The sequence below is a fragment of the Alteromonas oceanisediminis genome (genome assembly GCF_018474025.1).
Classification (GTDB): Bacteria; Pseudomonadota; Gammaproteobacteria; order Enterobacterales; family Alteromonadaceae; genus Alteromonas_E; species Alteromonas_E oceanisediminis.
The window spans coordinates 1-25,168 of record NZ_JAHCTA010000008.1; the positions used below are offsets into that span (position 1 = coordinate 1).

Sequence of the window (25,168 nt, forward strand, 5' to 3'; positions counted from 1 at the left end):
AAACCAATACGAATTAGATGTAAGAAATGAGAGAAAAGTAGCTTAACTGGGTTGGTCGATTTGGCTTGACCACGTCAAAATGGCAACAACGGGATATAACAAGGCGCTAAACTCGCTCCCTGCGGTCGCTGGGGCACAAACACGCGGCGGCTTCGCCATTGTCGCCGCATGTTCGTGCCCGTTAGCTTAGCGTTATACAACTCACTTAGCTAAGGATTAAATTTTGAGTTTTGGAAACAAAATGCATCAATTTTGGCAAAGTACCACGATAGTTTGGAATTCAACCGTTTCAGCGATATTGGAAGTTTCTTTTTCGTTCTTACCATCAATACTTTTTGCTATAACTCTTATATTTTTAGACCATGGCGACAAAATCGCTAAAATGCCGGGCTGGGCATTTGTCGCATTCTCTATGTTTTCATTAATGGCACGTGATTCGGTACATGCTTTCAGACACAGAGAACAAGATAAATCGCATAGAAATGCGGCATTGTTATTTCCATATGTGGTCTTGGTGTTAGTGGAATATTAATGACATTTTCAATAATTCGTTCTTTAGACCCATCTTTTAATCTAACTCCATATTTTGACGCAGTAGTATACTTTTCAATTGCGGCCGGTTTCGTTTTGTCCATTGTGATAAAGAGCATATTAATTCAGCGTGATGACCATGATAGAGTTGTATAACGATCACATTAAGTCGGTCGCAAGCTCCCTGGGACAGTAACACGTGGGCTCTGTCGCTTCGTTCGGATTTTAGCCCACGTGCTACTACCCCTTATGTGGGTGTTAGGCCTTCGTGGAGGAAACAATGATTTCGGAAGCAGATTGGAAGCATTTTAAGCTCATTAAAGCCTCAACTCTAGATTCATGCTGTAAACAGGTTTTGGATGATGTTCGCGAAGGACTCGATGATAATTCCCTTTCAAACCACCAAAAGTACCAATACCTATATAGGTTGATAGAGAATGGTGAGAAACGCATCACCACAATATTCGACTACAATTCCAGGTCAAAAGCTATGCTCCAACTGGCCTTAATGAAATCTGAAGGCTTACTGGGACCTCAGCATATTTCAGGCTTTTCGAGCGAGCTACAAGAATTTATAAAAAATAGGGAGTAAGCATTGCAGGACCTAACAATACGCTATTGGCACTCCCTTCGGTGGTTGGGACGCAGGCATGTGGGCGCTTCGCAATTATCGCAACATGCCTGCGCCCCAAAGCTTAGCGTTAGTTTGCATCCATGAAGTTTAAAGATTTAAGTAAAAATACAGTACAGCCTATTATTTAGTGGGATGATGTTGTTGATTGTGCTTTTTAATAATGGCATACCTAGTTACGATGATTTAGAGGAAATTTCTGGAACAATAGAGTGGTTTGAAGCAAAGGGTAAAAACCGAGATACACTCCGATTTAAACGCAAAGAGTACGACAAAACATTTGTTTATCATTCTGTTGCTGGGCGATAGGCGCTGTGACGTCTGTGCTAAATAAGAAAGACGTAGAGATTCAGATCTTGTACGACCCAAACGACTCCGACTCTGCTCTATGGGAGTTTCAAACTATTCATCCGCTATATCAAGTTGTGAGCGACAATAAGATGATAAAGAGTTATCGTTCTACTGCATCAAAGTATAACAGCAATGATGAACTTGGAATTTGGCTTTTGATAGGCGGGCTTTTTGTATCGGTGATTTGTTTCACAATTGATTGGAGCGTCCAGAAAGATGCAAAATAACAAAGACCTAAAGTCAGTCGCTCGCGCTCCTTCGGACATTTTGCATTTGCTAAAACCTGCATTTCACTGCGTTCAATTGTTGCAGATTTTAGCAAATACAAACTGCCGCTTAGGTCGGCGTTATACCGCTGGTAGAAAATGAAAACTACAAAGTATTTTGATAATTTAAAATCCCGACCAGATAGGGCTTCCATTAAGCTCGAATGGATACAGTTCGTTTGCGAAAACCCAGTAAAGACATTCGTTCAAGCAGATGGCAGAATACGCAAGTGGGCTGCAATCCAAGAAATGGATGATAAATATTTGCGTGTTGTCTTATTAGGGGACAACCAAACTGTTCACAATGCTTTTTTCGACAGAAGGTTCAAACCATGAAAATGAGCTATTTTGAAGACACGGATACGCTCTACATCCAGTTTAGTGATGGAGAGGTTTTTGAAACCAAAGACCTAGACGAAAATACGCTATTAGATGTGGATTCCAATGGAAATATGATCGCTATTACAATGGAACATGCGAGTACTCGCGCAGACGTTTCAAATCTCTCCGTAAGTGGGATCGCTGCATAACAGAGCGCTAAACTCGTTCCCTTCGGTCACTGGGACACAAACGCAGCGCGGCTCCGCCATTTTCGCGCTGCATTTGTGCCCGTTAGCTTAGCGTTAGGTGCACTATGAGATCGACGCTCTTTTTATTAACGATGATGTTGCTTACATTGAACGCAAATGCGACATGTAGTGGTCAACTGTTTTTGGCCACGGGTTTATAGTAATTCCAGTATCTTCTCTCTGACTCGTTCGGCGTTAGCCCGCCGTTGTACGAATGCGGCCTGATTGCGCTTGGTTTAGAGGAAGCTTCAGTAGCAAGGCCACCTAACAAACCAAGTTAGCGGGAAAGGTAAGCGCTACAACATCAGCAAAGAAAAAATCATTGATGTTATCCATGCGTTATTTGCTGAGCCAAATCTTGTTTTTGAGGACAGTCAAGCGGTATGGGGCACCTTAAAAGATTTTACAATTGCTAACGCCATAAAATCAGGAGGCAAAGTTAAAAAAGTAGACTTCCCTGATGCGCTTATTGTTAATAAAGCCAAGCGTTACGGCCAAAAAAAAAAAGAGTGAAATCACCAATATCTTTACTTTTGACAGAAAGATAATCACTAATGCTCGCCATGCTTCACAACGACCCTACTCAAGTCTCGCTCGAGCAAGGTCGAAGTCAGCACATTATCGTCTTTAGAAATACACCCAATTTAACAACGCTAACACGATGGTGGAGTAGGTGAGCGAGATAGGCAGGCCAATGCTGGCGAAGTGCTTAAACCGATACTGGGTGGCGTTAAACACGAGCAAATTGGTCTGATAACCATAGGGCGAAATAAAACTTGCGCTGGCTGCAAAGGCGACGGCTAACGCAAAGGGCATCAAAGGTGCTTGTAGCGCCTCTACCATCCCATAGGCAAACGGAAACATCAGTGCTGCTGCGGCATTGTTGGTCACAAACTCTGTTAATAGTACTGTCGCGACATATACGCATATCAACGCCATTAGCCAGCTTGTGTTACTCAGCAAAGGCGAGAGAAATTCAGTGAACAACGCGATGATACCGACGTTTTCCAGTGCTGTCGCAAGACTGAGCGCACCAACAATCACAATGATCAAATTAAGGGGGAGATTACGTTTAATCTCGTTATTGGAAGTCACTTTAAAGCCAACCAGTATCGCGATGAAAAACAGCAATCCGATGGGCAGAGGGACCAGAGAAAAAGCGGCCAAACCGACCGTGATCAAAAAGCCAGCAACGGTAACCACTTCATTGTGAAGCTTAAGAGGGCGGCTAATTTTCTGATCATTAAGAATAAAAAAGTTTTTACTCAAATTGTGTCGTTTAAAAAAGTCTGGCCCGGTTGCCAGCAGCAGAAAATCACCTGCTTGTAACGGTATCTCACCCAGTTTACCTGATAATCGCTCACCGTCGCGTCGAATAGCAACCACGGCGGCATCGAATAAGGCCCTAAAACCAATGCGTTTCAATGTTTGCCCAATGACTTGAGCGCGGTTTGAAACGATAACTTCGGTCAGGTTTTCGCGCAGCAATCCATCGGTTTCAGCAAACAGGCGCAAGCCCTTAATATGGGCTAGGCTATCTACTTTGCTCACGTTCCCGGAAAAAATCAGCTTGTCTGACACTTCGATGACCAAATCGGGGGTTACCGGCGTGATTAATTCGCCACGACGTACCACTTCGACCAAGAATAATTCCGGTAAATTACGTAAGTGATTTTGTTCCACGCTTTTGCCGATGAGTTCCGAATCAGGTTCCACTTTAGCTTCGATGAAATACTCTCGATATTGCGCTTTTTGGCCTGCGAGCGCCGGTAACATGGGCGACAATAAAAACATGAGTAAACCACAGCTAAGCCCTGCAACGAGGCCATACAGGGTGAAGTCCCAGAACTTGAATCCTTCGTGGCCGTGCTCAATCAAAAAGCTGTCCACAATTAAGTTGGTCGATGTGCCAATCAGCGTCACCGTGCCGCCTAAAATAGCTGCATAGGACAAAGGGATCAGTAATCGACTGGGCGGATGGTACTGGTTTTGTTTAACCGGACCAATCAAACTTGCCACGATGGCCGTGTTATTCAGTAGTGCAGAGGAAAAGAACGTCAACCCAAATAGCCGCCAATAACTTTGTCGGAAGCGGGCCGTGACCAGCGAGCGGCCAAGGCGCTTAAGTAGTGCTGTTTTATCCACCGCATTGCTCACCATTAGCAGCAATACCAGAGTCACTAAGCCCTGATTGGTGATATTTTGGAGTACGTCAGCAAAACTGAGCTGCTGAGTCAGCATTAATAGCAATACGGCAGACGCAAAAATCGTTGAAGGGCGCTGGTTTGACAGCACCAATGCGATGATTGTGCCGGCGAATACCGCCAGCACAATCAGTTGGTTTAGTTCCATTATGTGTGCTTAATCAGGATTGACTGATATCTGTCGCGTTCCAATGTGGGAAATGTTTGCGCACCAGTGCGTTAAATTCAAGCTCAAATTCAGAATAGTTTGCGGCTTTGTCGGTGTTCACTTCTCCAGCCTCGATCACCATACCTGCCCCAACGGTGCCATTGGTTAACCTGTCTATCACTATAAATGCGCCGGTTTTGCGATTTTTGCTGTAGGGGTCGCACGCCACTTGCTGAGTGAGTTTAAGGTTTACCACACCAATTTCGTTCAGATTAAGGTGCAATGCCTGGCTGTGCTTCAAGGTGTTGACGTCAATCTGATGGTCGATAGATGAAATGCTGCCCGTGACGGTTTTCGTGGCAAATTTGAAGCTGTACTGCTTATTGGGCATTAATGACTCGTCAGACATCCATACTAAATGGGTTTTCAATACATTACTGAGTAATGGCTTGTTATCTGATTTGACGATCATATCACCGCGAGAGATGTCAATTTCATCTTCAAGCGTCAAAGTCACGGCCTGTGGCGTAAAAGCGCGGTCGAGTTGACCTTCGAACACTTCAATTGACGCCACAGTGGACGTTTTCCCCGAGGGAAGGGTAGTGATCTTGTCGCCTTTTTGAATTTCACCAGAAACGACCGTGCCTGCAAAACCGCGGAAATTCAGGTGAGGGCGGTTGACATATTGTACAGGGAAGCGGAAGTCGTCATGATTGGCATCTTCACCAATCTCAATGGTTTCCAGTGTTTCCATCAGTGGTGTGCCTGTAAACCACGGCGTTTTCTCGCTTTTGTTAACGACATTGTCACCTTCCAGTGCTGAAATTGGCACGAATTGAATATCGGGAATATTCAACTGCTTTGAAAAGGTAAGGTAATCCGCTTTGATGGATTCAAACACGGACTCGCTGTAATCCATTAAATCCATTTTGTTAATCGCGACCACAACGTGTTTGATGCCCAACAGTGACACTAAAAACGAGTGACGACGCGTTTGTGTTTTCACACCCCCGCGCGCATCAACCAAGATAATCGCAAGATCGCAGTTCGATGCCCCTGTGACCATATTCCGCGTGTACTGTTCATGCCCCGGCGTGTCAGCAATAATGAATTTACGCTTGTCGGTTGAAAAGTAGCGATAGGCAACATCAATAGTGATCCCTTGCTCCCGTTCAGACTGCAAGCCATCAACCAGTAGCGCCAAATCAACCTTTTCGCCCGTGGTTCCAACTTTTTTACTGTCTTTCGTAATGGCGGCAAGTTGATCTTCATAGATCATTTTTGAGTCGTGCAATAATCGGCCAATGAGTGTGCTCTTGCCATCATCTACACTGCCACAGGTCAGCAAGCGCATCAGGTTTTTACGTTCGTGTTGCTCTAAATATTCTAAAATGTCGGTCTTTAACAGTTCGTTTTCGTTGTTCATGCGGGGTTGCTCACTAGAAAATAGGGGTTTAACAAAGATTCTTTTTGGTTATACCGCAGTGCCGGGTTATTGCCGTTAACCACATCGCCAGCAGGATCAGACTCACTCAGTTCAACCACTTGAGCGCCTGCACCGATAGCCACCGCATGGGCTGCCGCTGTGTCCCATTCAGAGGTGGGGCCGATTCTGGGGTACAGGTGAGCTTCATTGCAGGCAACGAGACACAGTTTTAATGAACTCCCCATTGCCACTAGCTCGGTTTCACCAGGCAGGGCCTCAAGTAGCGCAGCAATCTGAGGGCTCTGGTGCGAGCGGCTACCAACCACTTTCCACGTTTCTCCGTCTGCGTGCGGCAACGATTTGATGGGCGAGCGTGTGCCGTCTTTTTCTCGCCACGCGCCTTGGCCCTTCATGCCCATAAAGCTCTGTTCAAGCGCTGGGGCATAAACCACGCCCATGACCGGTTCGCCTTGGTCGATAAGGGCAATGTTGACGGTGAATTCGCCATTTTTCTTGATGAATTCTTTGGTGCCATCCAGTGGGTCAACTAACCAATACTGTTGCCACTCTTTGCGCTCTGACCAAGGAATATTGGCCGACTCTTCCGACAGGATAGGCAAGTCCGATATTGACTTGAGCCCGTCGACTATCGTGTGGTGCGCGGCTAAGTCAGCTTCTGTCAAAGGACTGTCGTCGGCTTTATCGGTGACTTCAAAGTCGCGGGCATAAATCTGCATGATTTTGTCCCCGGCCCGCTTAGCGATATCGAGTACTTGCTCTAATAAGGCGTCTTGCATTTTACACGTACCCTTTGCTTACAAGCTGTTCGTAAAGCGCTAGCGCCGTTTGTTCAGGTGACTGATCGGAATACTTTACGTGGATCTCCGGATTTCGCGGGGCCTGATACTCCGAGTCTATGCCGGTGAAATCTTTGATGTCGCCACTGCGTGCTTTCTTGTAAAGTCCCTTCGGGTCGCGCTGCTCGCACACTTCGATCGGTGTATCAATGAACACTTCCACAAACTCGCCATCATCCAGCAGCTTGCGGCAGAATTCACGATCGGTTCGATAGGGTGAGATAAAGGCAGTGATGACGATGGTGCCCGCATCGGTAAATAATTTTGTGACCTCACTGATACGGCGGATATTTTCGACGCGGTCTTTTGCGCTGAAACCCAAGTCGCCGCATAAACCGTGACGCACATTATCGCCATCCAGTAAGTAGGTGTGTTTACCTTGTTCAACCAGTTTCTGCTCAAGTAGATTTGCGATGGTCGATTTTCCCGAACCACTTAATCCGGTGAACCAGAACACGCGGGGTTGTTGTTTCAACAACTCAGCGCGACGCTGTTTATCGACACCGTGTTCGTGCCACACAATATTAGACGTCATTAGAAGTAGCCCTCCATTTTCTTCTTCTCCATTGACCCTGATGAATCGTGATCAATGACTCGACCTTGGCGTTCAGATGTTTTCGTTAGCAACATTTCCTGAATAACTTCAGGTAGTGTGCTGGCTTCTGATTCCACTGCACCGGTCAGCGGGTAGCAACCTAGCGTACGAAAACGTACAGATTTCATCATCGGTGTTTCACCCTCGCGCAGCGGCATGCGGTCATCGTCGACCTTAATTAACACACCATCTCGCTCGACAACCGGTCTGGGTTTAGCCAGATACAATGAAGGAATTTCGATATTCTCAAGGTAAATGTATTGCCAGATATCCAGTTCAGTCCAATTAGACATCGGGAACACTCGAATACTCTCGCCCTTATTGACTTGGCTGTTATAAATATTCCACAGCTCTGGACGTTGATTTTTAGGATCCCAGCGGTGATTAGCATCACGAAACGAATACACACGTTCTTTCGCGCGAGACTTTTCCTCATCGCGACGCGCCCCGCCAAAAGCGGCGTCAAACTTGTATTGATCCAGTGCTTGCTTTAGCGCAACGGTTTTCATCACGTCGGTATGTTTGGCGCTGCCATGATCGAAGGGATTGATATTCTGTGCAATACCGTCCGGGTTCGTGTGAACCAGTAGGTTAAGGTTATGTTTTTTTGCTTGTTCATCGCGAAACTTGATCATTTCCTTGAATTTCCACGTGGTGTCGACGTGAAGTAACGGAAATGGAATTTTGCCCGGCGCGAAGGCTTTACGCGCTAAATGCAATAAAACCGACGAGTCTTTGCCGACGGAATACAGCATAACGGGATTATCAAACTCTGCTGCGACTTCCCGAAAGATATGGATACTTTCGGCTTCGAGCTCTTTAAGGTGCGTTAAAGTGGGAATAGACGTAGTCATTGATCGAGGCGCTCTATGTTAGATGAAATCTGTATATGCAAATTAATTCTATACATAGAACGATAACACAGGTCGAATCCGTTCGACTAGGCTAATTCGCTATGAAAACGTCATAATCTATTCCATATCGCGCAGAAGCTTTTCTTCAAACACACGATGAGTGTTGGCAATGTGAGGATCATGCGTCGGCGCGGCCTTGATAAACGCGAGGATTGTTAGGGTAGATACGGTAAATCCGGGAACGATCTCATACATGATGGCACCTAGTGTTTGCCCGCCGATGGTAATGGGTGCGTAGATCCAGAAAAGAACCGTGACAGTGCCTGAGACCATACCGGCGATAGCCGCCGCGCGTGACATGTTGGCATTGAATAAAGAGAATAGGATCAGTGGCCCAAATGCCGCTCCAAATCCGGCCCACGCATTGCTGACCAATGATAAAATGGTCGAAGTTCGGTCAAAGGCAAGCATAATCGCCACCACCGCGACCGTGATAACCGCAACCCGACCGGCGATGACCAAATGAGCTTGTGATGCGCTTCGATTGAAAAACGAGTGGTAGAGGTCGTTGGCTAAAGAACTCGATGTTACTAATAGCTGTGAAGAAATTGTGCTCATAATCGCAGCCAGAATAGCGGCCAGCAAAAAGCCACCGATGAGTGGGTTAAATAATATTTGGCTTAAGTAGATGAATACGGTTTCAGGATCGGCAAGGGTCAAGTCGGTTGAGTTAACTAACGCAGCGCCGAATAAACCGGTGCCTAATGCGCCAATCAACGACACGATCATCCAACTCATACCAATACGACGAGCGGTCGGAATATCTTTGAGCGAGCGGATCGCCATGAAGCGCACAATAATATGTGGTTGCCCAAAGTAACCCAGACCCCATGACATCAACGACACAATGCCAATGAACGTGAGAGGCTCGTTGGTCGCCGCATCTATCCACAGTGCCAGTGCGTTTGGACTTTGCGAAGTCACCAACTCAAGTGACTGTGTGATGCCGCCTAACTCGAAGATAACGGTGGTGGGTACCATAACCAGTGCAATAAACATGATACAGCCCTGCACAAAGTCGGTTACGCTCACGGCCATAAACCCGCCTACCAAGGTGTAGGCAACCACGACGCCGGCGGTAATATACAAGCCCCATTCATACGAATAGCCGAATGAACTTTCAAACAACTTCCCGCCCGCAACAAGACCGGATGATGTGTACAGCGTAAAGAAAATCACGATGACAATGGATGCGACAATGCGCAAGATGCGAGATTTATCATTAAATCTATTTTCAAAATAATCGGGCAAGGTAATGGAGTTGTTCGCAACTTCCGTGTAGGCACGCAATCGCGGAGCGACGAGCAGATAATTCAGAAACGCCCCGAGTGTCAGCCCAAACGCAATCCAGCTGGCTGATAAGCCTGATACATACATCGCGCCAGGCAAGCCCATTAGCATCCAGCCGCTCATATCAGAGGCGCCTGCAGATAGTGCCGTGACCGAAGGACTTAGTTGGCGGCCGCCCAGCATGTAGCCTTCAACGCTGACCTCATTCTTGCGATAAGCCCAGAGGCCAATAGCCAGCATTGCTAAAAAATAAATTCCCAGTGAGACTAAGGTGCCTGTTTGCATAATCAAGTCGTTGTTATTATTATTGTATCGCTACAGCATAACAGCAACCGTGATTACACAAAAGACAGGCTTAGTTGAACTGCCTACGCAGAAAACACCATGCGTTGCTGAACCTGCTGCTTGACCGTGGAAATATCTTTTCCTTTCTCTCCCACCACAAGCACATTCGCCTTACTGATTGGTAATTTTTCGCCACTGAACTGACTATCGGCAAATGCCGGTTCAAATGAGCCATTATCCATTTGCGGCAACACAAATACTGACACCAACCCTTGCGCGGTATCTAATATCAGATGCAGTGAACGTACATTATCCAAATGACAATAATTTGCCGCTTTCACTGTGCCTAAATCGCTGAGAAGCGTGCCGCCAAAAGTCGCTAGTTTGGCATTAATATCACTCAGTGATACGGTCGACGCTGATGCGCCTGGCGGTATTTCAGAATGATACATGTGCGCTAGCGCCTCGTGACTAAAGTCAATCGTGTGGCGCTGTTGTTGCCACACGGTAAAGCTGATACCCACGACAAAGGCGACCGACGCTGCCAGCGCCAAATGCATGCGGCTTTTACGTTTGTGCGCTTCAAAGTCACTGAGGGTGCCTTGCCAAATAAGCTTGCTGGCAAGATCTTCAGGTACCTCAACTTTACTGGCTTGTTTAAGGTCAGCGTCTAGTTGCTTCAATTCTTGAAGAAATGACATTTTTTTCGGATCACGCTGAGCAGCCTCTTTAATCCGCGGATCATCAGACTGTGGATCAGCATAAACGGCTCGTCTAAACTCTAGCTCATCCATTGTGTCGACCTCTGTGTTCATTACGACTTTCTAATGCCTCTTTCAATTGATTACGCGCCCGAAATAAACGCGTCATCACGGTATTTTTATTCAAATCAAGCTGAGCTGCGATTTCTTCGCCGCTGTAACCAAACAATATTTGCAAAATCAGCGGTTCGCGGTATTCCTCGCTTAACCCTGCCATTAACTTTCGCAGTTCGGCATGCTCCAAGGTTGTTTCGTTGTCGTGAATGTCGTCCTCTACATGCACGTCATCAATATCGACTAAATCAAACTGCTTACGCTCAAAACGTCGTGCATTTTCACGCCGTAAAATCGTGATTAACCAGGATTTAGCGGCTTTCTGATCCTGCAACGAATCCAGTGATTTCCACGCGCGCAAATAGGTTTCCTGTACCACGTCTTCAGCAATGGCTTTGTCTCGAATTAGCCAATAGGCATAACGAAATACATCCGCATGCGTGGCGTTCACAAGTGCTTCATAGCGTTTTTGTTTACTCATCATGTCTGAGGAGACCGAGCGCAGCGGTTTTTTCTTTCCGGCAAACATTAAATATTCCACTTTTAATAGCGAGCAGAGGTCGCCACTCCACGACATAGTAAGCCTATTAGGCATAAAAATCATCGGTTTATCGGAAAGGATGCCGAATGAGCAATAGTGAATAGGGTAAACACGCAATGGTCATTCGCTGCGTATTTACCCGATTGAGGAGGACCGTTAAGAAGGTTTAGCGTTGAGTCTCGATCCATGCGTCGACTTTTTCTTCAAGAATAGACAATGGCACCGGTCCATCCTTGAGAATTTCGTCGTGGAAACCACGCCAGTCAAAAGCGTCACCCAAGGTGGTTTGCGCACGTTCACGAAGCTCCATAATTTTCAGTTTACCAATCATATAAGCCGTTGCCTGACCGGGCATGGCGATGTAACGCTCAATGGCTTTGACCGCGTCGTTCTGCGGATTAGGGGGATTTTCAATGAGGTAATCGATAGCTTTTTCACGTGACCATTGTTTGGCATGAATTCCGGTATCTACCACCAGGCGGCAGGCGCGCCACAGCTCCATGGCAAGTCGGCCAAAATCAGAGTAGGGATCTTTGTAAAAGCCCATATCTTTGCCCAGCTCTTCAGTGTACAGACCCCATCCTTCAGTGTATGCGGTAAACGAAGCGTACTTCTGAAACTCGGGAATGCCATCGAGTTCCTGCGCAATAGCGCGTTGCATATGATGCCCAGGAATTCCTTCGTGATATGCCAGCGCTTCCATCTGATAAATCGGCATGTCTCGCATGTCATACAAATTAGCGTAATAAATACCAGGCCGCGTACCGTCTTTACTCGGGCTCTGGTAGAACGCTTTACCGGCCGATTTCTCGCGGAACGGCTCTACGCGCTTGATGATCATATCAGCCTCTGGGATCAGCCCAAAATACTCAGGGATTTTTTCCCGCATATTATCAATATGCGCTTTGGCTTCTTGCATGTAACGGTCTCGACCTGCATCGGTGTTTTCATAATAGAACTGATCGTCACTGCGCATAAACTCAAAGAATTCCTGCAGCGTTCCATCAAAGTTGACTTGTTCCATAATGCCGCGCATGGCGGTATGGATGCGTTCAACATTGTCTAAACCTAACTGGTGAACCTGTTCGGCATCAAGTGAGGTTGTGGTAAACCACGCCAGACGATTTTCATACCACTTTTCACCGTCTGGGAGTCGCCACACACCGTCACCTTCCGGTGAGAGTGTTTGCTGGTGCTGAAGCTCGGCAATGAGTTTTTCATACGCTGGCTGAACGGATTCCAGCAGGGCAGTTTGAGCGCGCTTTAATAGGCCAGATTTTTCGGCATTGGATAATGCCAGTTCGTCAAGCTTCGCTTTAAAATCGGCATAAATGGTAGAGTCTTCAACGCTTTCAGTGAACGGATTTCCGCTGATCACATTGTTTGACGCCTGGATCATCTGGTCGTAAGCCCATTTCGGAGGATAGACGCCCAATTCTTCGCGTAACTTGAGCTGTTGAATAACCTGATCAAACATGTCATCAACGCCCTCCAGGCGCTTTACGTAGGCTTCAGCGTCGGATAATTCGTTGACTCGATGAATATTGATAAGAAAGCTAGGCACCATGGTGTGAAAGGCGCGGAATTGGTGCATGATGTAAGTGTGTAGGCGAAACTCATCGTTGGCGAGCTCTCGCGCTACCGCTGTTTGAAAGATGCGTAAACTCAATTGTTCTTTTTCTGATAGCTTGCTGGTATCGAACTGCTCTGCTTCTTTGAGACGCGCTTTTTGGCGCGCGACTCTCTCATCGACAGCAGCAGTTGAAATATCGTCCCACTTGTCATAATCCCATTTCAGGCCCAGATAACTTTGGCGCATCGGACTTTCTCGCAGATCTTCCTCAAACGTTCGTTCGAAGAATGCCGCCAGCTTCTCAGATTCCGTTTGAGGTGTTTCCGCTGACGAAGCGGCATTGGGCGCTTCAACGGAAGCAGTATTCTGCGTATTTTGCTGTGGCGCAGGTGAGCACGCGCTTAGCAATAAAGCGGATGCAACGGCGGAAAGTAGTAACGGATTTTTCATATGAAACCTCTTCATTGTTGATTGCGAGCTGGCCATCATCTCAAACTACTGAGGATGAAGCGGCGGTAGCTTTTGTTCGTTGTGAGATGCGAGTTTATGCTTCTGTCTCACAGACTCCAATGCTTCCATCAAGGGTTGACTGTGCCATTGCTCCTGAGCTTGCGAGCGATATCGGCTGGCATACATTTGGTTAATCGCATCTTTTAATCCTCTGTCGCCTACCGAGTCAACCATTTGCCTGAGATCGTGCTGTCCGGCGTGTGATGGTGAAACGGCTTGAAGCCAAGTTTTAAGCGCTGGCTCAATACGCTGAACCTGTTGGCTTTTCAGCGCTGAGGATAATTGCTGCCACGCTGCTTTTTCCGTGTCGGTGCGCGCCGTTGTCGGCGAAGGCTTGGCCTTTGTTGGGGAATGACGGCGCTGTTTAAAACCCCATACCAGCGTGATGAGCCAGATTGCCAATAAGCCCACACTCACGCCAACCCAGGGATTCTTGAACGAATGAAAATCTGCCGTTCGCAGCTTATTCTGCCCCGCCACAGGGGAGATCAAGGAGGGCTGCATGGCATCGTTGTCGAGACTGTTCACATCGTCGGCAGCGTCTTTTGGCGGATTGGATGGCTGAACCGGTGACTGCGCTGGCAAAGAGCCGTTAGTCGTACTCGCTTTAACCGTAATAGAACGGCCGGGCAGCGATACTGTCTGCGTTTCCTGCGTTACCACATTGAACCACTGTACGGTAACCGGCGGAATCACGAACTGACCAGCGCGCGAGGGGATCAGCGCAATGCTCTCGGTGCGCTGAGCAATCAAACGACGATCTTTTTCGGCGGTGGCCGTATTGGCCTGATCCGGGTACGTTTTAATATCCGGTGGATATTGATCGTCAATATCGGGCAGCATGGATTCAGTCACACCTAAGGCGGTTAACGTCAGCGTGCGAGTGACCGGTTCGCCAACCTGCCATTCGTCGTCGCTCACGCTCCACTCTTCCTGAATATCGACAAACTCACTCGGAAGGAAATGCCCGTCTATATCGCTGGGAATAGGATTCACCGTTAACTCGAGGGTAGGGCTGACGCGACTGACGCTTTGTGTGCGATTGAAGAAACCAAAACTTTGTCGGCTGTTGGCTATCACTTCACCCTGAAACACAGCACCCGGGATCGTCAATGTGCCAGAACGTTGTGGGGTGATAACAAAGTGTCGTTCGATAATGCGGTAGCGCTTACCGTTGAAAATTTCGCTGTACTCAGCGTCGTTCCCAATTTGTTGGATGTCGGCTTCATCCAACGCGGGAGCCTGTAAACTGCCGCGCTCGATATCCTTGGCTAAATAGAGTTTAACGGTGTAATGCACTTGTTGATGCAGGTACACAGTGGTAGACGCTAGCTCTGAGGTGACAAAGATATCGCGGGTTTCTTGGCCTGTGCCGTTCGATACCGGCACAACTTCGACGCTAAACGGTTCACTGGAAACCCCCTCAATAGTAAATGCAGGGATCGTGAATGTGCCCGTACTGCGCGGAAACAAAACCGTTGACCATGTTGTTGAACGTGTAGTCGAGAAGTTGATCATCCGCGTCTGGCTACTGACCGATGTTCTCCCAACAACAAAATCATTCAGTAACGCTGATGAGTCGAATGCATCACGTTCAGCATCTCCATCAGCGGTAACGGTGAGTGTAAATGATTCATCCAACATGATTGGGTTTTTATCTACCGTGGCTTGCAAAGCGCTGACATCGGCCTGTGCTATCGGCATGTGCGCGCAGTAAAGTGCGCCAATCACTATCCAGAATGCGACGCGTGTTCGAGAGAGAAATAGACTAACAGTGTTCATACGGCTACCAGTTCTTCTGATTGGTGGGTGGCGCACGCTCGCGACGGCGCTGCTGATTCTCAAGTTGCATTTTGCGCTGCAGCAAAAAAGCGGGGTCATCTGGTACTCGGCGTAACAAATTCTGCATGCGCTGAAGCTGTTCTCGTTCTTCGTCGGTTAAAGGCTGCTCACTGTCGGGCACAGCGGAGTCGAGTTCGCTCGCTGCCGGCTCATTTTCTGTTTCAGTATCCATATCGCTCTGAGCATCACTTGAGTCAGTGTCAGACTCCGCGTCAGGTTGATCAGATTGAGGCGATTGTTCGCGCTCTGATGATTCTGGCGGCGCTTGGTTTTCACGCATATCAGCTTGTTCCTGCTCAGACTGACCTTGATTATTCTCTGAACTTTGGTTTTCTTGATCACCTGATTCGCCATTATCTTCACCATTATTTTGTGATGAGCTATCGCTTTGTGACTCACCATCGGTCTGCTCAGAGTCTTGCTGTTGATTGTCTTCGTTGCTCTGATCGCTGGATGATTGCTGTTGTTGTTCCAATAATTGTTCTAACAGCGCTTTGTTTTCAATCGCACGTTGGTGGTCAGGTTGTTGCGCTATCACATCGTCATAAGCGGCAATCGCCTCTTTGAGTTTGCCTAACTGGGCCAACGCATTGCCTTGATTGTAACGTGCCGCAACGGATTCGACTTGGCTGTAGCTGTCCAGAGCTGCCGCGTAATCTCCTGCCTTGTAGTGGGCAGCGCCGGCCCACATTGGGTCATTAAATAAGTTAGCAGCGTGCTCAAAATTTGCGGCATCATAAGCTTGTTGTGCGCGCTGGTTGTCGGTTTTCAACGCACTGTCCAACCATGATACTGGATCCTGTGTGTCGGTGGATTGCGCGACGGCAACTGGTGTACCCAGAGGCGCTAAGAACAACACGGTTAACATGAACGAAAAAATGAGTCCGCGCCTAAACGCATAAGCTGCAAACGGCAGCAATAGGATAGCCAAGAAGGGCCCCATATCCTGCCAAACGTCGCCTTTGGCGCTATCCGATGATGTTGACTCACTATCATCGAACGCTGCTGTGTGACTGATAAGGGTTTGAATATCCGCATCACTGGCGGTAAGTGAAGTAAATTCGCCTGAACCGCGTTGACTGACGGCGCGCAATCGTGCTGGTTCCGTCTTCGGTATAACAATCGCTCTGTTACTGTCTTTCAATAATTCCCCACTGAGTTGTTGAATGGGCGCGCCTTGTTGCGTACCAATCGCCAGTGTATGTAGTCGATAGTCTGATTGTTCAACAAATTCAGCCAACGCCGCATACTGGGTATTATCAATGCCATCAGTAAACCAGAATAAGTTACCTTGTGTGTAGCCAGCGTTGTCTAATAACTCGCTAGCCACCTCAAAACCTCGTAGCGGCTCACTGCCCGGAATTGGCATGATCTCGGGTGACAAGCTGGGTATCAAATTAATCACGTTGTTAGCATCTTCGGTCAATGGGCTAACCACGAACGCATCACCTGCGTAGGCGACCATACCGATTTCACCGTCACCAAGGGCCTTAATAAGATCAATCGCTTTAAACCGAGCGCGCTCGAGCCGAGACGGCGATATATCCGTCGCGCGCATTGATAATGACATATCAATAACAATGACATTGCCCTGTTTGACATTGTATACCGGCTGCGGCAGCTTTTCCCACGTAGGGCCTGCCAACGCAATCACTGCAAACAACCAGCACAGTGCAAGCAGCCATAGGGGTGGGGCAGATGTTTTTTTGGATGAGGTATTGCTCCCCAACAAGGCGCGGTGAAGATGGGTGGGTAATACCCTTTGCCAACCGCTAGAATGACGTTGGATGAAGCGCAGCCCTACTACCGCAAGACAAAGAGGCAGTAACGCCCACAGCCACTCAGGTCGGATAAAATGCAAAGATTGCCAGTCTACAGTCATTTATCCTCCTGAAATTGATTGGGAACAAAGCGATTGGTTGCACGCGCCCACAATGCCGGAAGGATGGCGATTAGCGCCAATAACACCGTCAGCAATAAGCTGACCGTTAATGGGTACATAAATAAGGCGGTTTGGGGGCGCATCTTACGCGCTTCGCCCTCAACCGGCTGGAGCTGATCGAGTAACTGATAGATTTGGGCCAGGCTTTCGCGGTCACGCGCTCGGAAATACTGTCCGCCGGTTTCCTGGGCAAGACGTGTCAACATGCCTTCATCGAGTTCGCGAGCAGGGTTTATCTGGCGACTTCCAAATATACTTTGTACGGTCATGCTGTCGGCTGCTACCCCAATAGTGTAGATTGTTACACCATCATCTTTGGCTAATTCCAGCGCTTGATCCGGACTGATATTGCCAGCGGTATTCTGTCCATCAGTTAGTAGCACGAGAACTTTGTTCGATTCGTCTTTACGCTGAAAGCGCTTAACGGCCAGCCCAATGGCATCACCTATCGCCGTTTGTTCACCAACCAATCCAATCACAGCTTCGTTCAATAACGTACGTACGGTTTCGCGATCAAACGTGAGCGGTGCTTGCAAATAAGCCGTATCAGCAAACAAAATTAACCCTAACCGGTCACCGACGCGGCGAGAGATAAAATCTTCAAGGACACTCTTGATCATCACAAGTCGGTCAACCTGCTGACCATTGATTTGCATGTCCTTTGTTTCCATACTTCCTGATAAGTCGACCGCAATCATCATTTCACGGGCTTCATTCGGAATACTGATTGGTTCGCCCAGATAGCGGGGGTTTGATGCCGCAATTACCAGTGCAACCCACGCCAGTATCGCCACCACTTTCGTGACCCAATGTGTCGACGATATTTTCGACGCTGTGGGCAGGTTGGCCGGTACTGACGGTAATAAAAGTGCTCGCTGCACGCGAGTCTGGCGCCGCGGTAAAAGCCAGAAAATGAACGGTAGAGGAAGCGTAAACAGCACCGGCCACCAGGTAAATTCAAGCATGTTGAACCTCCGACACAGCGCGAGCATGATCTAACTTGGCGTGTTTACACCACAGCTTTGCAGCCGCCAATTGTGCGGAAACATTCTCAAGAGGTGGATTGCCAGCGTAAAGAGCATGGTAATAATCACCGAGTAACTGGTCAAAGGTAGCCCGGCGCTTGTCAGGAAGCTGGGCGCGCAAAAACGCTTGAAAATGCTGACCATGCAATTTTGCAACGGTTTGGGGCGAATAGTAGTGGATCGCGATACGTTTTAATATGTCGTTGATCGCCATGAATGACGTTTCAGACGGCGGCATTGATGCGAGGCGATCTAGTGCTTCGAGGGCGGCCCGGCGAACACGGTTTTTCAAACGCTGGTGTCGAAAATATACCAGCAAAACGACACATAGGCTGATGGCCGCTGCAATCAGCACCCACCAACCCCATGCCAATGGCCACCAGCCAGTTGGCTCGGTCAGTTGAATGTCGTTCAGTTGCGCGAGAGGATCCATAAGCTAACTGGCCACCTTCAACTGTGACAAATGAATCGGTTGAAGTTTTTGTAGTAAGAGCGGTATGCCTGCATCCAACGTAAACGCCATCACATTGGCTTGCTGAAGCAACGTGGCTAAATGCAGGTGTCGCTCATTGGCCCAGCGCTGATATTGCTTCTGCAATTGAGCATTGCCCAGGGTGATGGTCTGCTCGTGTTCACCATCAGTCACATTCAATGTTTGCCTGAAGCGCTGCGATGGCAATGCGCGTTCCATGGGGTCGGCCACGACACAGGCACGCACTTCGCAGTGACGATTCATATCAGCGATAAGGGCTGCGCTTTGCGCGTCAAGATGATGAAAATCGGATACAATCCACACTAAATTGCCCGGTTTAATCAACCGTCTCAAACGCTGGCACGCGTCTAAAAAGCGTTGTGAACTCAAGTGCGATCGTTGCGCCGATGTTTGCTTATCATCAACCATGTTGGCCGTTTGCAATGTGATCAGTTGATGTGTCAGAGCAAGCACCGCGCTCTGACGACTGCGAGGTTTTAACTCCAAGTGGCTTTGCGAATTAAACGAAATGCCTCCGACTTTGTCGCCGCGATCAATCGCTGCCCATGCAATTAACGAGGCAAGATGAGCTGCCTGCACCGATTTAAACACAAACTGACTGCCAAATTGCATGGTGCTGGATAAATCGGTGAGCAATGTGACAGGACGTTCACGCTCCTCTCGATAGATTTTGGTGTGCGTTTTGCCCGTTCGCGCAGTCACGCGCCAGTCAATCGCGCGAATGTCGTCGCCGGGTTGGTAGTGGCGGGACTCGTCAAACTCCATGCCACGCCCTTTTAATTTGGTCACATACGTACCTGAAAGGCGAGCCTGTGGGGCTCGCTTCGGTGTCAAATCTACCAGTGCGCTGTGGTGGCGGTACTGCAATAGCTCAGCAAGAGACAATGTTGTTCCGCTGGTTTTGTATTGCTCAAGCCATTGAGCGATCTGCTGAGGACTGACTGACGCAGACATATCAGGGCACAGCCACCGCGTTGAGGATGAGATCAAGCGTTTGGTTCGCTGTTTTACCGTCCGCCTGCGCTTCGTAACTGAGAATGATGCGGTGGCGCATGACATTATGAAACACCGCTTGAATGTCATCAGGCCCGACAAAGTCACGCCCCATCAACCAGGCATGAGCTCGTGCACAGCGCTCCAAAGAAATAGTCGCCCGAGGGCTTGCTCCAAATTCAATCGTAGCGCCCAGCTCCGCAGCATACTTTTCCGGCTGGCGGGTAGCCATAATCAACTGAACAATGTAATTCTCAAGCGCCGGCGCTAGGTGCAAATTCAAAATAGCCTGGCGCGCTGCGAATAAATCCTGCTGAGTAATTCTCTGAGGCACAGATGCATTGACGTGTTTTGCTTCGTTGCGCGTGAGACGCAAAATTTCAAGTTCACTTTCTGCATCCGGGTAGGTGATCTCAACGTGCATTAGAAAGCGGTCGAGCTGTGCTTCCGGCAACGGATACGTTCCCTCCTGTTCCAACGGATTCTGCGTCGCCATCACTAAAAATAAATCTGACAGAGGATAGGTTTTGTTTCCTACCGTAATCTGGCGCTCGGCCATGGCTTCTAAAAGAGCAGACTGCACCTTTGCGGGCGCTCGGTTTATCTCATCCGCCAGCACCAGGTTGTGAAACAAAGGACCTGATTGAAATACAAATTCGCCTGTTTCCGGCCGGTAGATATCGGTTCCGGTTAAATCAGCTGGAAGCAAGTCTGGCGTGAACTGTACACGGTGAAAGTCTGCTTCGATACCATCAGCTAATGCATTAACGGCCCGTGTTTTGGCGAGGCCAGGAGGACCTTCAACCAAAAGGTGCCCATCGGCGAGAAGTGCGATAAGAATGTTGGAAGTCAGACCGCGTTGGCCTACCACTTGAGAGTCTAGATACTGCTGAAGCTGTTCAAATTGCGCTAATGCCATGCAGTGATTCCTTTTCAATCGGTTAAGTCGTGCAAAACCCTTATTGGTGCTTCACTGACTCATTAAGTTCAAATCGGTTTAATTTTGCAAAGATATTGGGTTTGGTTTAAAGATATCAAGCACTTTGAGGAAAAATCATGGCGGCGAAATCATGCATGCGGGTCTATATTGATAAAGCGAATTGAACGTTGAAGTCAGATTGACGTACTAAGCTGATAGCTCATTAGGCATTGATATTTCAGCGCCAGTCTGTAAGAATCGAACGAATTACAGGTCAGACCACTTGGTTTGAGTAACAAATGGAATCAAATATGGCGAGTAAACAAAACGTAACGACCCGTGACGGCGACCGCATTGCGATTGTTGCTGGGCTTAGAACTCCGTTTGCCAAAATGGCAACTTATTTTCATGGTGTTCCTGCGGTAGATTTGGGCAAAATGGTGGTCAACGAAATGTTGATCAGAAACAACGTCGACCCGCAGTGGGTCGAACAGCTGGTTTACGGTCAGGTTGTACAAATGCCTGAAGCCCCTAACATTGCACGGGAAATAGTGTTAGGCACAAATATGCCGGTTTCAACAGACGCTTACAGTGTTTCAAGGGCGTGCGCGACTAGCTTTCAGTCAACCGTTAATATCGCGGAGTCGATGCTCGCTGGAAATATTTCAGTGGGGGTTGCTGGCGGTGCAGACTCAACGTCGGTGTCACCTATTGGCGTATCAAAAAATTTGGCGCGCGCGCTGGTGGATTTACAAAAAGCGAAATCATTTGGTCAAAAGTTTTCGATATTCAGACGGTTAGGGCTTAAAGATCTCGCTCCTGTCCCTCCTGCTGTAGCGGAATACTCTACCGGGTTGTCGATGGGGCAAACGGCTGAGCAAATGGCGAAATCCCACGGCATAAGCCGCGCTGACCAAGATGCGCTAGCACACCGCAGTCACTCGCTTGCGGCGCAAAGCTGGGAAGAAGGGAAGTTAGCTAATGAAGTGATGACAGCGTACGCTGAACCATTCAAAGGCGCGTTGGAGCGTGACAACAACGTACGGTTTGATTCAACACTGGAAGGTTACGCAAAGCTTCGCCCTGTGTTTGACCGGAAACACGGTACGGTGACGGCTGCGAATGCAACACCACTCACAGACGGTGCTTCTGCCGTGTTAATGATGACGGAAAGTCGCGCCAAAGCCTTAGGGTATAAACCCTTGGGTTACATCAAAAGCTACGCGTTTGCGGCAATCGATGTGTGGGAAGACATGTTGATGGGGCCCTCTTATGCGACACCTATTGCGCTTGACCGCGCCGGAATGAGCTTAAATGACTTAACGCTTATTGAAATGCATGAGGCATTTGCTGCTCAGACACTAGCGAACGTAAAAATGTTTGCCAGTGATAAATTTGCAAAAGAAAAATTAGGCCGTGACAAAGCAACCGGCGAAATTGATATGGAAAAATTCAATGTGATGGGTAGCTCGATTGCCTACGGTCACCCATTTGCGGCGACGGGGACTCGTATGATTACGCAGATGCTAAATGAACTAAATCGTCGCGGTGGCGGAACTGGCCTGTTGACGGCGTGTGCTGCAGGTGGTCTGGCAGCGGCAATGATTGTGGAGACTGAATAATGACGAAAAATGACGTGTTTTCACTAGAAAAGCGTGACAACGGCGTAGCGGTTCTAACCATGGATGTACCGGGCGAGTCAATGAACACGCTCAAGCAAGCCTTTGGTGATCAAATCACAGCGATGTTGGACACCATTGAGAACGACAACGACATAAAAGGCGTTGTGTTAACCAGTGGCAAACCCAAGTCGTTTGTGGCCGGTGCAGATATCAGCATGCTGGCAGCGTGCGAGAATGCACAAGATGCAGAAGCGCTCTCTAAAGGTGGGCAGGATGTCTTTAATCGCATTGAAAAAATGCAAAAAACCTTTGTGGCAGCGATACACGGCCCTGCACTGGGAGGCGGCCTTGAGCTGGCGCTAGCCTGCCATTATCGGGTCTGCACTGATGCATCTATTACACAAATGGGTTTACCTGAGGTTCAATTGGGTTTGCTACCAGGTAGTGGCGGAACACAACGCTTGCCGCGCTTAATTGGGATCCAAAAGGCGATGAAAATGATGCTGACCGGTTCACCTGCTCGCGCAAAACAGGCCAAGAAGTACGGTATCGTTGATGACATGGTTCCCGAATCCATTCTTATGGACGTGGCAATTCAATATGCGCAAAAATCTAAGCCGAGTCGCAGCAAACCCAAGTTAAGTGCCACTGATCGTGTACTGGAAGAGACGCCGTTTGGGCGCAGCTTTTTGTTTAAACAAGCGCGCAAGCAAACGCTGGCCAAGACGAAAGGAAACTATCCAGCGCCAGAACGCATTATCGATTGTATCGAAACCGGTATGAGTGACGGTATGCGTGATGGTTTACGCGTCGAGGCTCGGCATTTCGGTGAACTGTTAATGACGCCTGAGTCGTTGCAATTACGCAACATCTTTTTTGCCACGACCGACATGAAGAAAGAGCAGGGTGTTGATGGTGTCGAGCCAGCGAAAGTGAAAAAAGTGGGTATACTGGGTGGCGGCCTGATGGGCGGCGGAATCGCCTACGTAACAGCCACTAAAGCCAAAGTGCCGGCGCGGATCAAAGACATTCGCTCAGAAGGCATTGCCAACGCGATTAAATACAGTTATGACTTATTAAATAAGCGCGTTAAACGCAAAATCATGCTCAAATCGCAAATGCAGCAAGAGCTGGCGCGGTTAACCGGTAGCACAGATTACACTGGGTTTAACGACGTTGACATGGTAATTGAGGCGGTGTTTGAAGATGTTGCATTGAAGCAACAAATGGTTGCTGATATCGAAAATCATTGTAAGGACGCCACTATTTTTGCGTCCAATACGTCTTCAATTCCAATCACGCAGATTGCTGCCAAGGCGGATCGGCCAGAAAATGTGATCGGCCTGCACTACTTTTCACCGGTTGACAAGATGCCGCTTGCGGAAGTGATTGCGCATGAGAGCACGTCTGATAACACTATTTCGACCACCGTCGAATTTGCAAAGCGACAAGGCAAAACACCTATTGTCGTTAAAGACGGCGCAGGGTTTTATGTCAATCGAATACTCGCGCCTTACATGAATGAAGCCGCGTGCATTCTACTCTCAGGAGAGCCTATCGATCACATCGACAAATCTTTGGTGAAGTTCGGCTTCCCTGTCGGGCCGGTGAAGTTGCTCGACGAAGTCGGTATTGATGTAGGCACTAAGATTATCCCATTTTTGGTTGAAGAATTCGGTGAGCGCTTTACGGCACCGGCTGCGTTCGACAAAGTATTGGCGGATGGGCGTAAAGGTAAGAAGAATGGCAGCGGCTTTTATTTATATGAAGGCAAAAAGTCAGGTAAGGAAGTGGATGATTCGATCTATGAATTGCTCAACATATCACCTGAGCAACGGATGAGCAGCCCAGCGATAGCAGAGCGATGTGTGCTGATGATGCTCAACGAAGCGGCCCGTTGTCTGGACGAGGGCGTGATCAGAAACGCGCGAGACGGCGATATCGGTGCCATATTTGGCATTGGCTTCCCACCATTCTTTGGCGGCCCTTTCAGGTACATGGACAGCTTGGGGATCCGACATGTTGTTGACCGACTCAATGAGCTGAGCAGTATCGATGCGAAGTTCAAACCGGCTGACGTGCTAGTGTCGATGGCTGAGCAGGGCAAAACGTTTTATTAAATAATCATCCAACGGTGACTGTTTGAATACGCCATTCAGTCAATCCTAATAAAAACCGAGGTGTGAATAGTCCTCATCGTTGTAAAAGCCAACGATATAGAGGTCATTCAGTTTCCCTCGGTTTTTTGCTAAGCGCTGGTTGAACTGACCTAAACAGAGGAACGTGCGAAAAGCGAAACCAGAATAGCGCTATAGACTCAAATAGCTGCAAGGTCCGTCTTTCACTGGAACAAAATATCTCTTTCATCGCATGTGATTGGTATGCTGCTGTACTGTGCGATATGCACCAGATGCTCAAGGTTGGCCAGTCAGAATATCATTAAAGAATGGCTTAATTTTGCCAGAAGGAACGGCAATGCAGTGCCGTGGTGGGTTTTGGTGTATGAAAAATCAGACAAAAAAAAGAGGCGTAATGCCTCTCTTCTATTCAAATCTATCCTAGAAAAAATTCCATTTAAGCTAGGTGCTTACCACTGGTGACGTGGACGCTTTCTGCCTGCTGGCTCTTCGACTACAACGATAGTCTTGCTAACTGTTGGCGCTTTTGCACCTTCCGCATTAGCTGATACTGCTGGCTGTGCTGACGTCATAAGGAGTGCAACTGCAAACGCTTTCAACATAATGATGTTCCTCTAGTTTTATTTAATTGTAGTTGTTGCCGTCAGTATTTAGACGAACACCCAATACTAAGCTAAAGGCGTGCCAC

Annotated in this window: 22 protein-coding genes; 5 read left to right on the forward strand and 17 right to left on the reverse strand. The window is 48.1% G+C overall.

Annotated elements, in window-relative coordinates; all coding sequences use genetic code 11:
* Nucleotides 1–223 precede the first annotated feature (223 nt).
* Nucleotides 224–532, forward strand: coding sequence for a hypothetical protein (locus tag KIU71_RS13845; RefSeq protein ID WP_214131896.1), 309 nt, complete (start codon nucleotides 224–226; stop codon nucleotides 530–532).
* Between the two features lie 279 nt (nucleotides 533–811).
* Nucleotides 812–1,123 carry a hypothetical protein gene (locus tag KIU71_RS13850; protein WP_214131897.1) on the forward strand — a complete coding sequence of 104 codons (312 nt, stop codon included), beginning with the start codon at nucleotides 812–814 and terminating at the stop codon, nucleotides 1,121–1,123.
* 490 nt (nucleotides 1,124–1,613) lie between these two features.
* Here the strand turns inward: KIU71_RS13850 and KIU71_RS13855 are convergent, their stop codons facing one another.
* Nucleotides 1,614–1,934 carry a hypothetical protein gene (locus KIU71_RS13855; protein WP_214131898.1) on the reverse strand — a complete coding sequence of 107 codons (321 nt, stop codon included), beginning with the start codon at nucleotides 1,932–1,934 and terminating at the stop codon, nucleotides 1,614–1,616.
* Nucleotides 1,935–2,111: 177 nt separating this feature from the next.
* Between KIU71_RS13855 and KIU71_RS13860 the strand changes: the two genes are divergently transcribed.
* Entirely contained in the window at nucleotides 2,112–2,309 is a 198-nt protein-coding gene (locus tag KIU71_RS13860) for a DUF2283 domain-containing protein (protein WP_214131899.1), read from the forward strand.
* A gap of 666 nt (nucleotides 2,310–2,975) precedes the next feature.
* On the opposite strand, the gene KIU71_RS13865 is transcribed toward KIU71_RS13860, so the two are convergent.
* The 15 genes from KIU71_RS13865 to KIU71_RS13935 all read right to left on the reverse strand — a co-directional run bounded on the left by KIU71_RS13865 (nucleotide 2,976) and on the right by KIU71_RS13935 (nucleotide 20,720).
* A complete protein-coding gene (locus KIU71_RS13865) occupies nucleotides 2,976–4,700 on the reverse strand; it encodes an SLC13 family permease (protein ID WP_214131900.1) in 1,725 nt (574 codons plus the stop codon).
* A gap of 13 nt (nucleotides 4,701–4,713) precedes the next feature.
* A complete protein-coding gene (cysN, locus tag KIU71_RS13870; RefSeq protein ID WP_214131901.1) occupies nucleotides 4,714–6,126 on the reverse strand; it encodes a sulfate adenylyltransferase subunit CysN in 1,413 nt (470 codons plus the stop codon).
* Complete coding sequence (gene cysQ, locus KIU71_RS13875) at nucleotides 6,123–6,923, reverse strand: 3'(2'),5'-bisphosphate nucleotidase CysQ (RefSeq protein ID WP_214131902.1); 801 nt, start codon at nucleotides 6,921–6,923, stop codon at nucleotides 6,123–6,125. The genes cysN and cysQ overlap by 4 nt, the downstream gene beginning before the upstream one ends.
* Nucleotide 6,924: 1 nt before the next feature.
* Nucleotides 6,925–7,518: an adenylyl-sulfate kinase gene (cysC, locus tag KIU71_RS13880; RefSeq protein WP_214131903.1), complete on the reverse strand. Its 594-nt coding sequence runs from the start codon at nucleotides 7,516–7,518 to the stop codon at nucleotides 6,925–6,927.
* A complete protein-coding gene (cysD, locus tag KIU71_RS13885; RefSeq protein WP_214131904.1) occupies nucleotides 7,518–8,432 on the reverse strand; it encodes a sulfate adenylyltransferase subunit CysD in 915 nt (304 codons plus the stop codon). The genes cysC and cysD overlap by 1 nt, the downstream gene beginning before the upstream one ends.
* A 117-nt stretch (nucleotides 8,433–8,549) precedes the next feature.
* A complete protein-coding gene (putP, locus tag KIU71_RS13890; RefSeq protein WP_214131905.1) occupies nucleotides 8,550–10,067 on the reverse strand; it encodes a sodium/proline symporter PutP in 1,518 nt (505 codons plus the stop codon).
* A gap of 83 nt (nucleotides 10,068–10,150) precedes the next feature.
* Nucleotides 10,151–10,882, reverse strand: a complete 732-nt coding sequence (locus KIU71_RS13895; protein ID WP_250207517.1) for a DUF3379 family protein — start codon at nucleotides 10,880–10,882, stop codon at nucleotides 10,151–10,153.
* Nucleotides 10,854–11,411: a sigma-70 family RNA polymerase sigma factor gene (locus KIU71_RS13900; protein ID WP_214131906.1), complete on the reverse strand. Its 558-nt coding sequence runs from the start codon at nucleotides 11,409–11,411 to the stop codon at nucleotides 10,854–10,856. The genes KIU71_RS13895 and KIU71_RS13900 overlap by 29 nt, the downstream gene beginning before the upstream one ends.
* A gap of 178 nt (nucleotides 11,412–11,589) precedes the next feature.
* On the reverse strand, nucleotides 11,590–13,446 hold the full coding sequence (locus tag KIU71_RS13905) for a DUF885 domain-containing protein (protein ID WP_214131907.1): 1,857 nt from the start codon (nucleotides 13,444–13,446) through the stop codon (nucleotides 11,590–11,592).
* 45 nt (nucleotides 13,447–13,491) lie between these two features.
* Entirely contained in the window at nucleotides 13,492–15,288 is a 1,797-nt protein-coding gene (locus tag KIU71_RS13910; RefSeq protein ID WP_214131908.1) for a BatD family protein, read from the reverse strand.
* Nucleotides 15,289–15,292: 4 nt separating this feature from the next.
* Nucleotides 15,293–17,230 (reverse strand): vWA domain-containing protein, encoded by a 1,938-nt coding sequence (locus KIU71_RS13915; protein WP_214131909.1) that lies wholly within the window; start codon nucleotides 17,228–17,230, stop codon nucleotides 15,293–15,295.
* Nucleotides 17,227–18,255 (reverse strand): vWA domain-containing protein, encoded by a 1,029-nt coding sequence (locus KIU71_RS13920; protein WP_214131910.1) that lies wholly within the window; start codon nucleotides 18,253–18,255, stop codon nucleotides 17,227–17,229. The genes KIU71_RS13915 and KIU71_RS13920 overlap by 4 nt, the downstream gene beginning before the upstream one ends.
* Nucleotides 18,248–18,748 carry a DUF4381 domain-containing protein gene (locus tag KIU71_RS13925; RefSeq protein WP_214131911.1) on the reverse strand — a complete coding sequence of 167 codons (501 nt, stop codon included), beginning with the start codon at nucleotides 18,746–18,748 and terminating at the stop codon, nucleotides 18,248–18,250. Before KIU71_RS13925 ends, KIU71_RS13920 begins: the two co-directional genes overlap by 8 nt.
* 3 nt (nucleotides 18,749–18,751) lie before the next feature.
* Entirely contained in the window at nucleotides 18,752–19,762 is a 1,011-nt protein-coding gene (locus KIU71_RS13930) for a DUF58 domain-containing protein (protein WP_214131912.1), read from the reverse strand.
* A gap of 1 nt (nucleotide 19,763) precedes the next feature.
* Nucleotides 19,764–20,720 carry an AAA family ATPase gene (locus tag KIU71_RS13935; RefSeq protein WP_214131913.1) on the reverse strand — a complete coding sequence of 319 codons (957 nt, stop codon included), beginning with the start codon at nucleotides 20,718–20,720 and terminating at the stop codon, nucleotides 19,764–19,766.
* A gap of 311 nt (nucleotides 20,721–21,031) precedes the next feature.
* Here KIU71_RS13935 and fadI point away from each other — a divergent pair, with 311 nt between their 5' ends.
* Nucleotides 21,032–22,342, forward strand: a complete 1,311-nt coding sequence (gene fadI, locus KIU71_RS13940; protein WP_214131914.1) for an acetyl-CoA C-acyltransferase FadI — start codon at nucleotides 21,032–21,034, stop codon at nucleotides 22,340–22,342.
* Nucleotides 22,342–24,462: a fatty acid oxidation complex subunit alpha FadJ gene (gene fadJ, locus KIU71_RS13945; RefSeq protein WP_214131915.1), complete on the forward strand. Its 2,121-nt coding sequence runs from the start codon at nucleotides 22,342–22,344 to the stop codon at nucleotides 24,460–24,462. Before fadI ends, fadJ begins: the two co-directional genes overlap by 1 nt.
* A gap of 467 nt (nucleotides 24,463–24,929) precedes the next feature.
* On the opposite strand, the gene KIU71_RS13950 is transcribed toward fadJ, so the two are convergent.
* Nucleotides 24,930–25,082 (reverse strand): hypothetical protein, encoded by a 153-nt coding sequence (locus KIU71_RS13950; RefSeq protein ID WP_214131916.1) that lies wholly within the window; start codon nucleotides 25,080–25,082, stop codon nucleotides 24,930–24,932.
* Nucleotides 25,083–25,168 lie beyond the last annotated feature (86 nt).

Excerpts from the sequence above, each read along its gene's own strand:
- cysN (WP_214131901.1), bottom strand. The coding sequence starts at position 6,126 with ATGAACAACGAAAACGAACTGTTAAAGACCGACATTTTAGAATATTTA.
- fadJ (WP_214131915.1), top strand. The coding sequence starts at position 22,342 with ATGACGAAAAATGACGTGTTTTCACTAGAAAAGCGTGACAACGGCGTA.
- KIU71_RS13935 (WP_214131913.1), bottom strand. The coding sequence starts at position 20,720 with ATGGCATTAGCGCAATTTGAACAGCTTCAGCAGTATCTAGACTCTCAA.
- KIU71_RS13855 (WP_214131898.1), bottom strand. The coding sequence starts at position 1,934 with ATGGAAGCCCTATCTGGTCGGGATTTTAAATTATCAAAATACTTTGTA.
- cysD (WP_214131904.1), bottom strand. The coding sequence starts at position 8,432 with ATGACTACGTCTATTCCCACTTTAACGCACCTTAAAGAGCTCGAAGCC.
- KIU71_RS13905 (WP_214131907.1), bottom strand. The coding sequence starts at position 13,446 with ATGAAAAATCCGTTACTACTTTCCGCCGTTGCATCCGCTTTATTGCTA.
- KIU71_RS13860 (WP_214131899.1), top strand. The coding sequence starts at position 2,112 with ATGAAAATGAGCTATTTTGAAGACACGGATACGCTCTACATCCAGTTT.
- cysQ (WP_214131902.1), bottom strand. The coding sequence starts at position 6,923 with ATGCAAGACGCCTTATTAGAGCAAGTACTCGATATCGCTAAGCGGGCC.
- KIU71_RS13950 (WP_214131916.1), bottom strand. The coding sequence starts at position 25,082 with ATGTTGAAAGCGTTTGCAGTTGCACTCCTTATGACGTCAGCACAGCCA.
- cysC (WP_214131903.1), bottom strand. The coding sequence starts at position 7,518 with ATGACGTCTAATATTGTGTGGCACGAACACGGTGTCGATAAACAGCGT.
- KIU71_RS13865 (WP_214131900.1), bottom strand. The coding sequence starts at position 4,700 with ATGGAACTAAACCAACTGATTGTGCTGGCGGTATTCGCCGGCACAATC.
- KIU71_RS13920 (WP_214131910.1), bottom strand. The coding sequence starts at position 18,255 with ATGCTTGAATTTACCTGGTGGCCGGTGCTGTTTACGCTTCCTCTACCG.
- putP (WP_214131905.1), bottom strand. The coding sequence starts at position 10,067 with ATGCAAACAGGCACCTTAGTCTCACTGGGAATTTATTTTTTAGCAATG.
- KIU71_RS13910 (WP_214131908.1), bottom strand. The coding sequence starts at position 15,288 with ATGAACACTGTTAGTCTATTTCTCTCTCGAACACGCGTCGCATTCTGG.
- KIU71_RS13900 (WP_214131906.1), bottom strand. The coding sequence starts at position 11,411 with ATGTTTGCCGGAAAGAAAAAACCGCTGCGCTCGGTCTCCTCAGACATG.
- KIU71_RS13930 (WP_214131912.1), bottom strand. The coding sequence starts at position 19,762 with ATGTCTGCGTCAGTCAGTCCTCAGCAGATCGCTCAATGGCTTGAGCAA.
- KIU71_RS13915 (WP_214131909.1), bottom strand. The coding sequence starts at position 17,230 with ATGACTGTAGACTGGCAATCTTTGCATTTTATCCGACCTGAGTGGCTG.
- KIU71_RS13850 (WP_214131897.1), top strand. The coding sequence starts at position 812 with ATGATTTCGGAAGCAGATTGGAAGCATTTTAAGCTCATTAAAGCCTCA.
- KIU71_RS13895 (WP_250207517.1), bottom strand. The coding sequence starts at position 10,882 with ATGAACACAGAGGTCGACACAATGGATGAGCTAGAGTTTAGACGAGCC.
- fadI (WP_214131914.1), top strand. The coding sequence starts at position 21,032 with ATGGCGAGTAAACAAAACGTAACGACCCGTGACGGCGACCGCATTGCG.
- KIU71_RS13925 (WP_214131911.1), bottom strand. The coding sequence starts at position 18,748 with ATGGATCCTCTCGCGCAACTGAACGACATTCAACTGACCGAGCCAACT.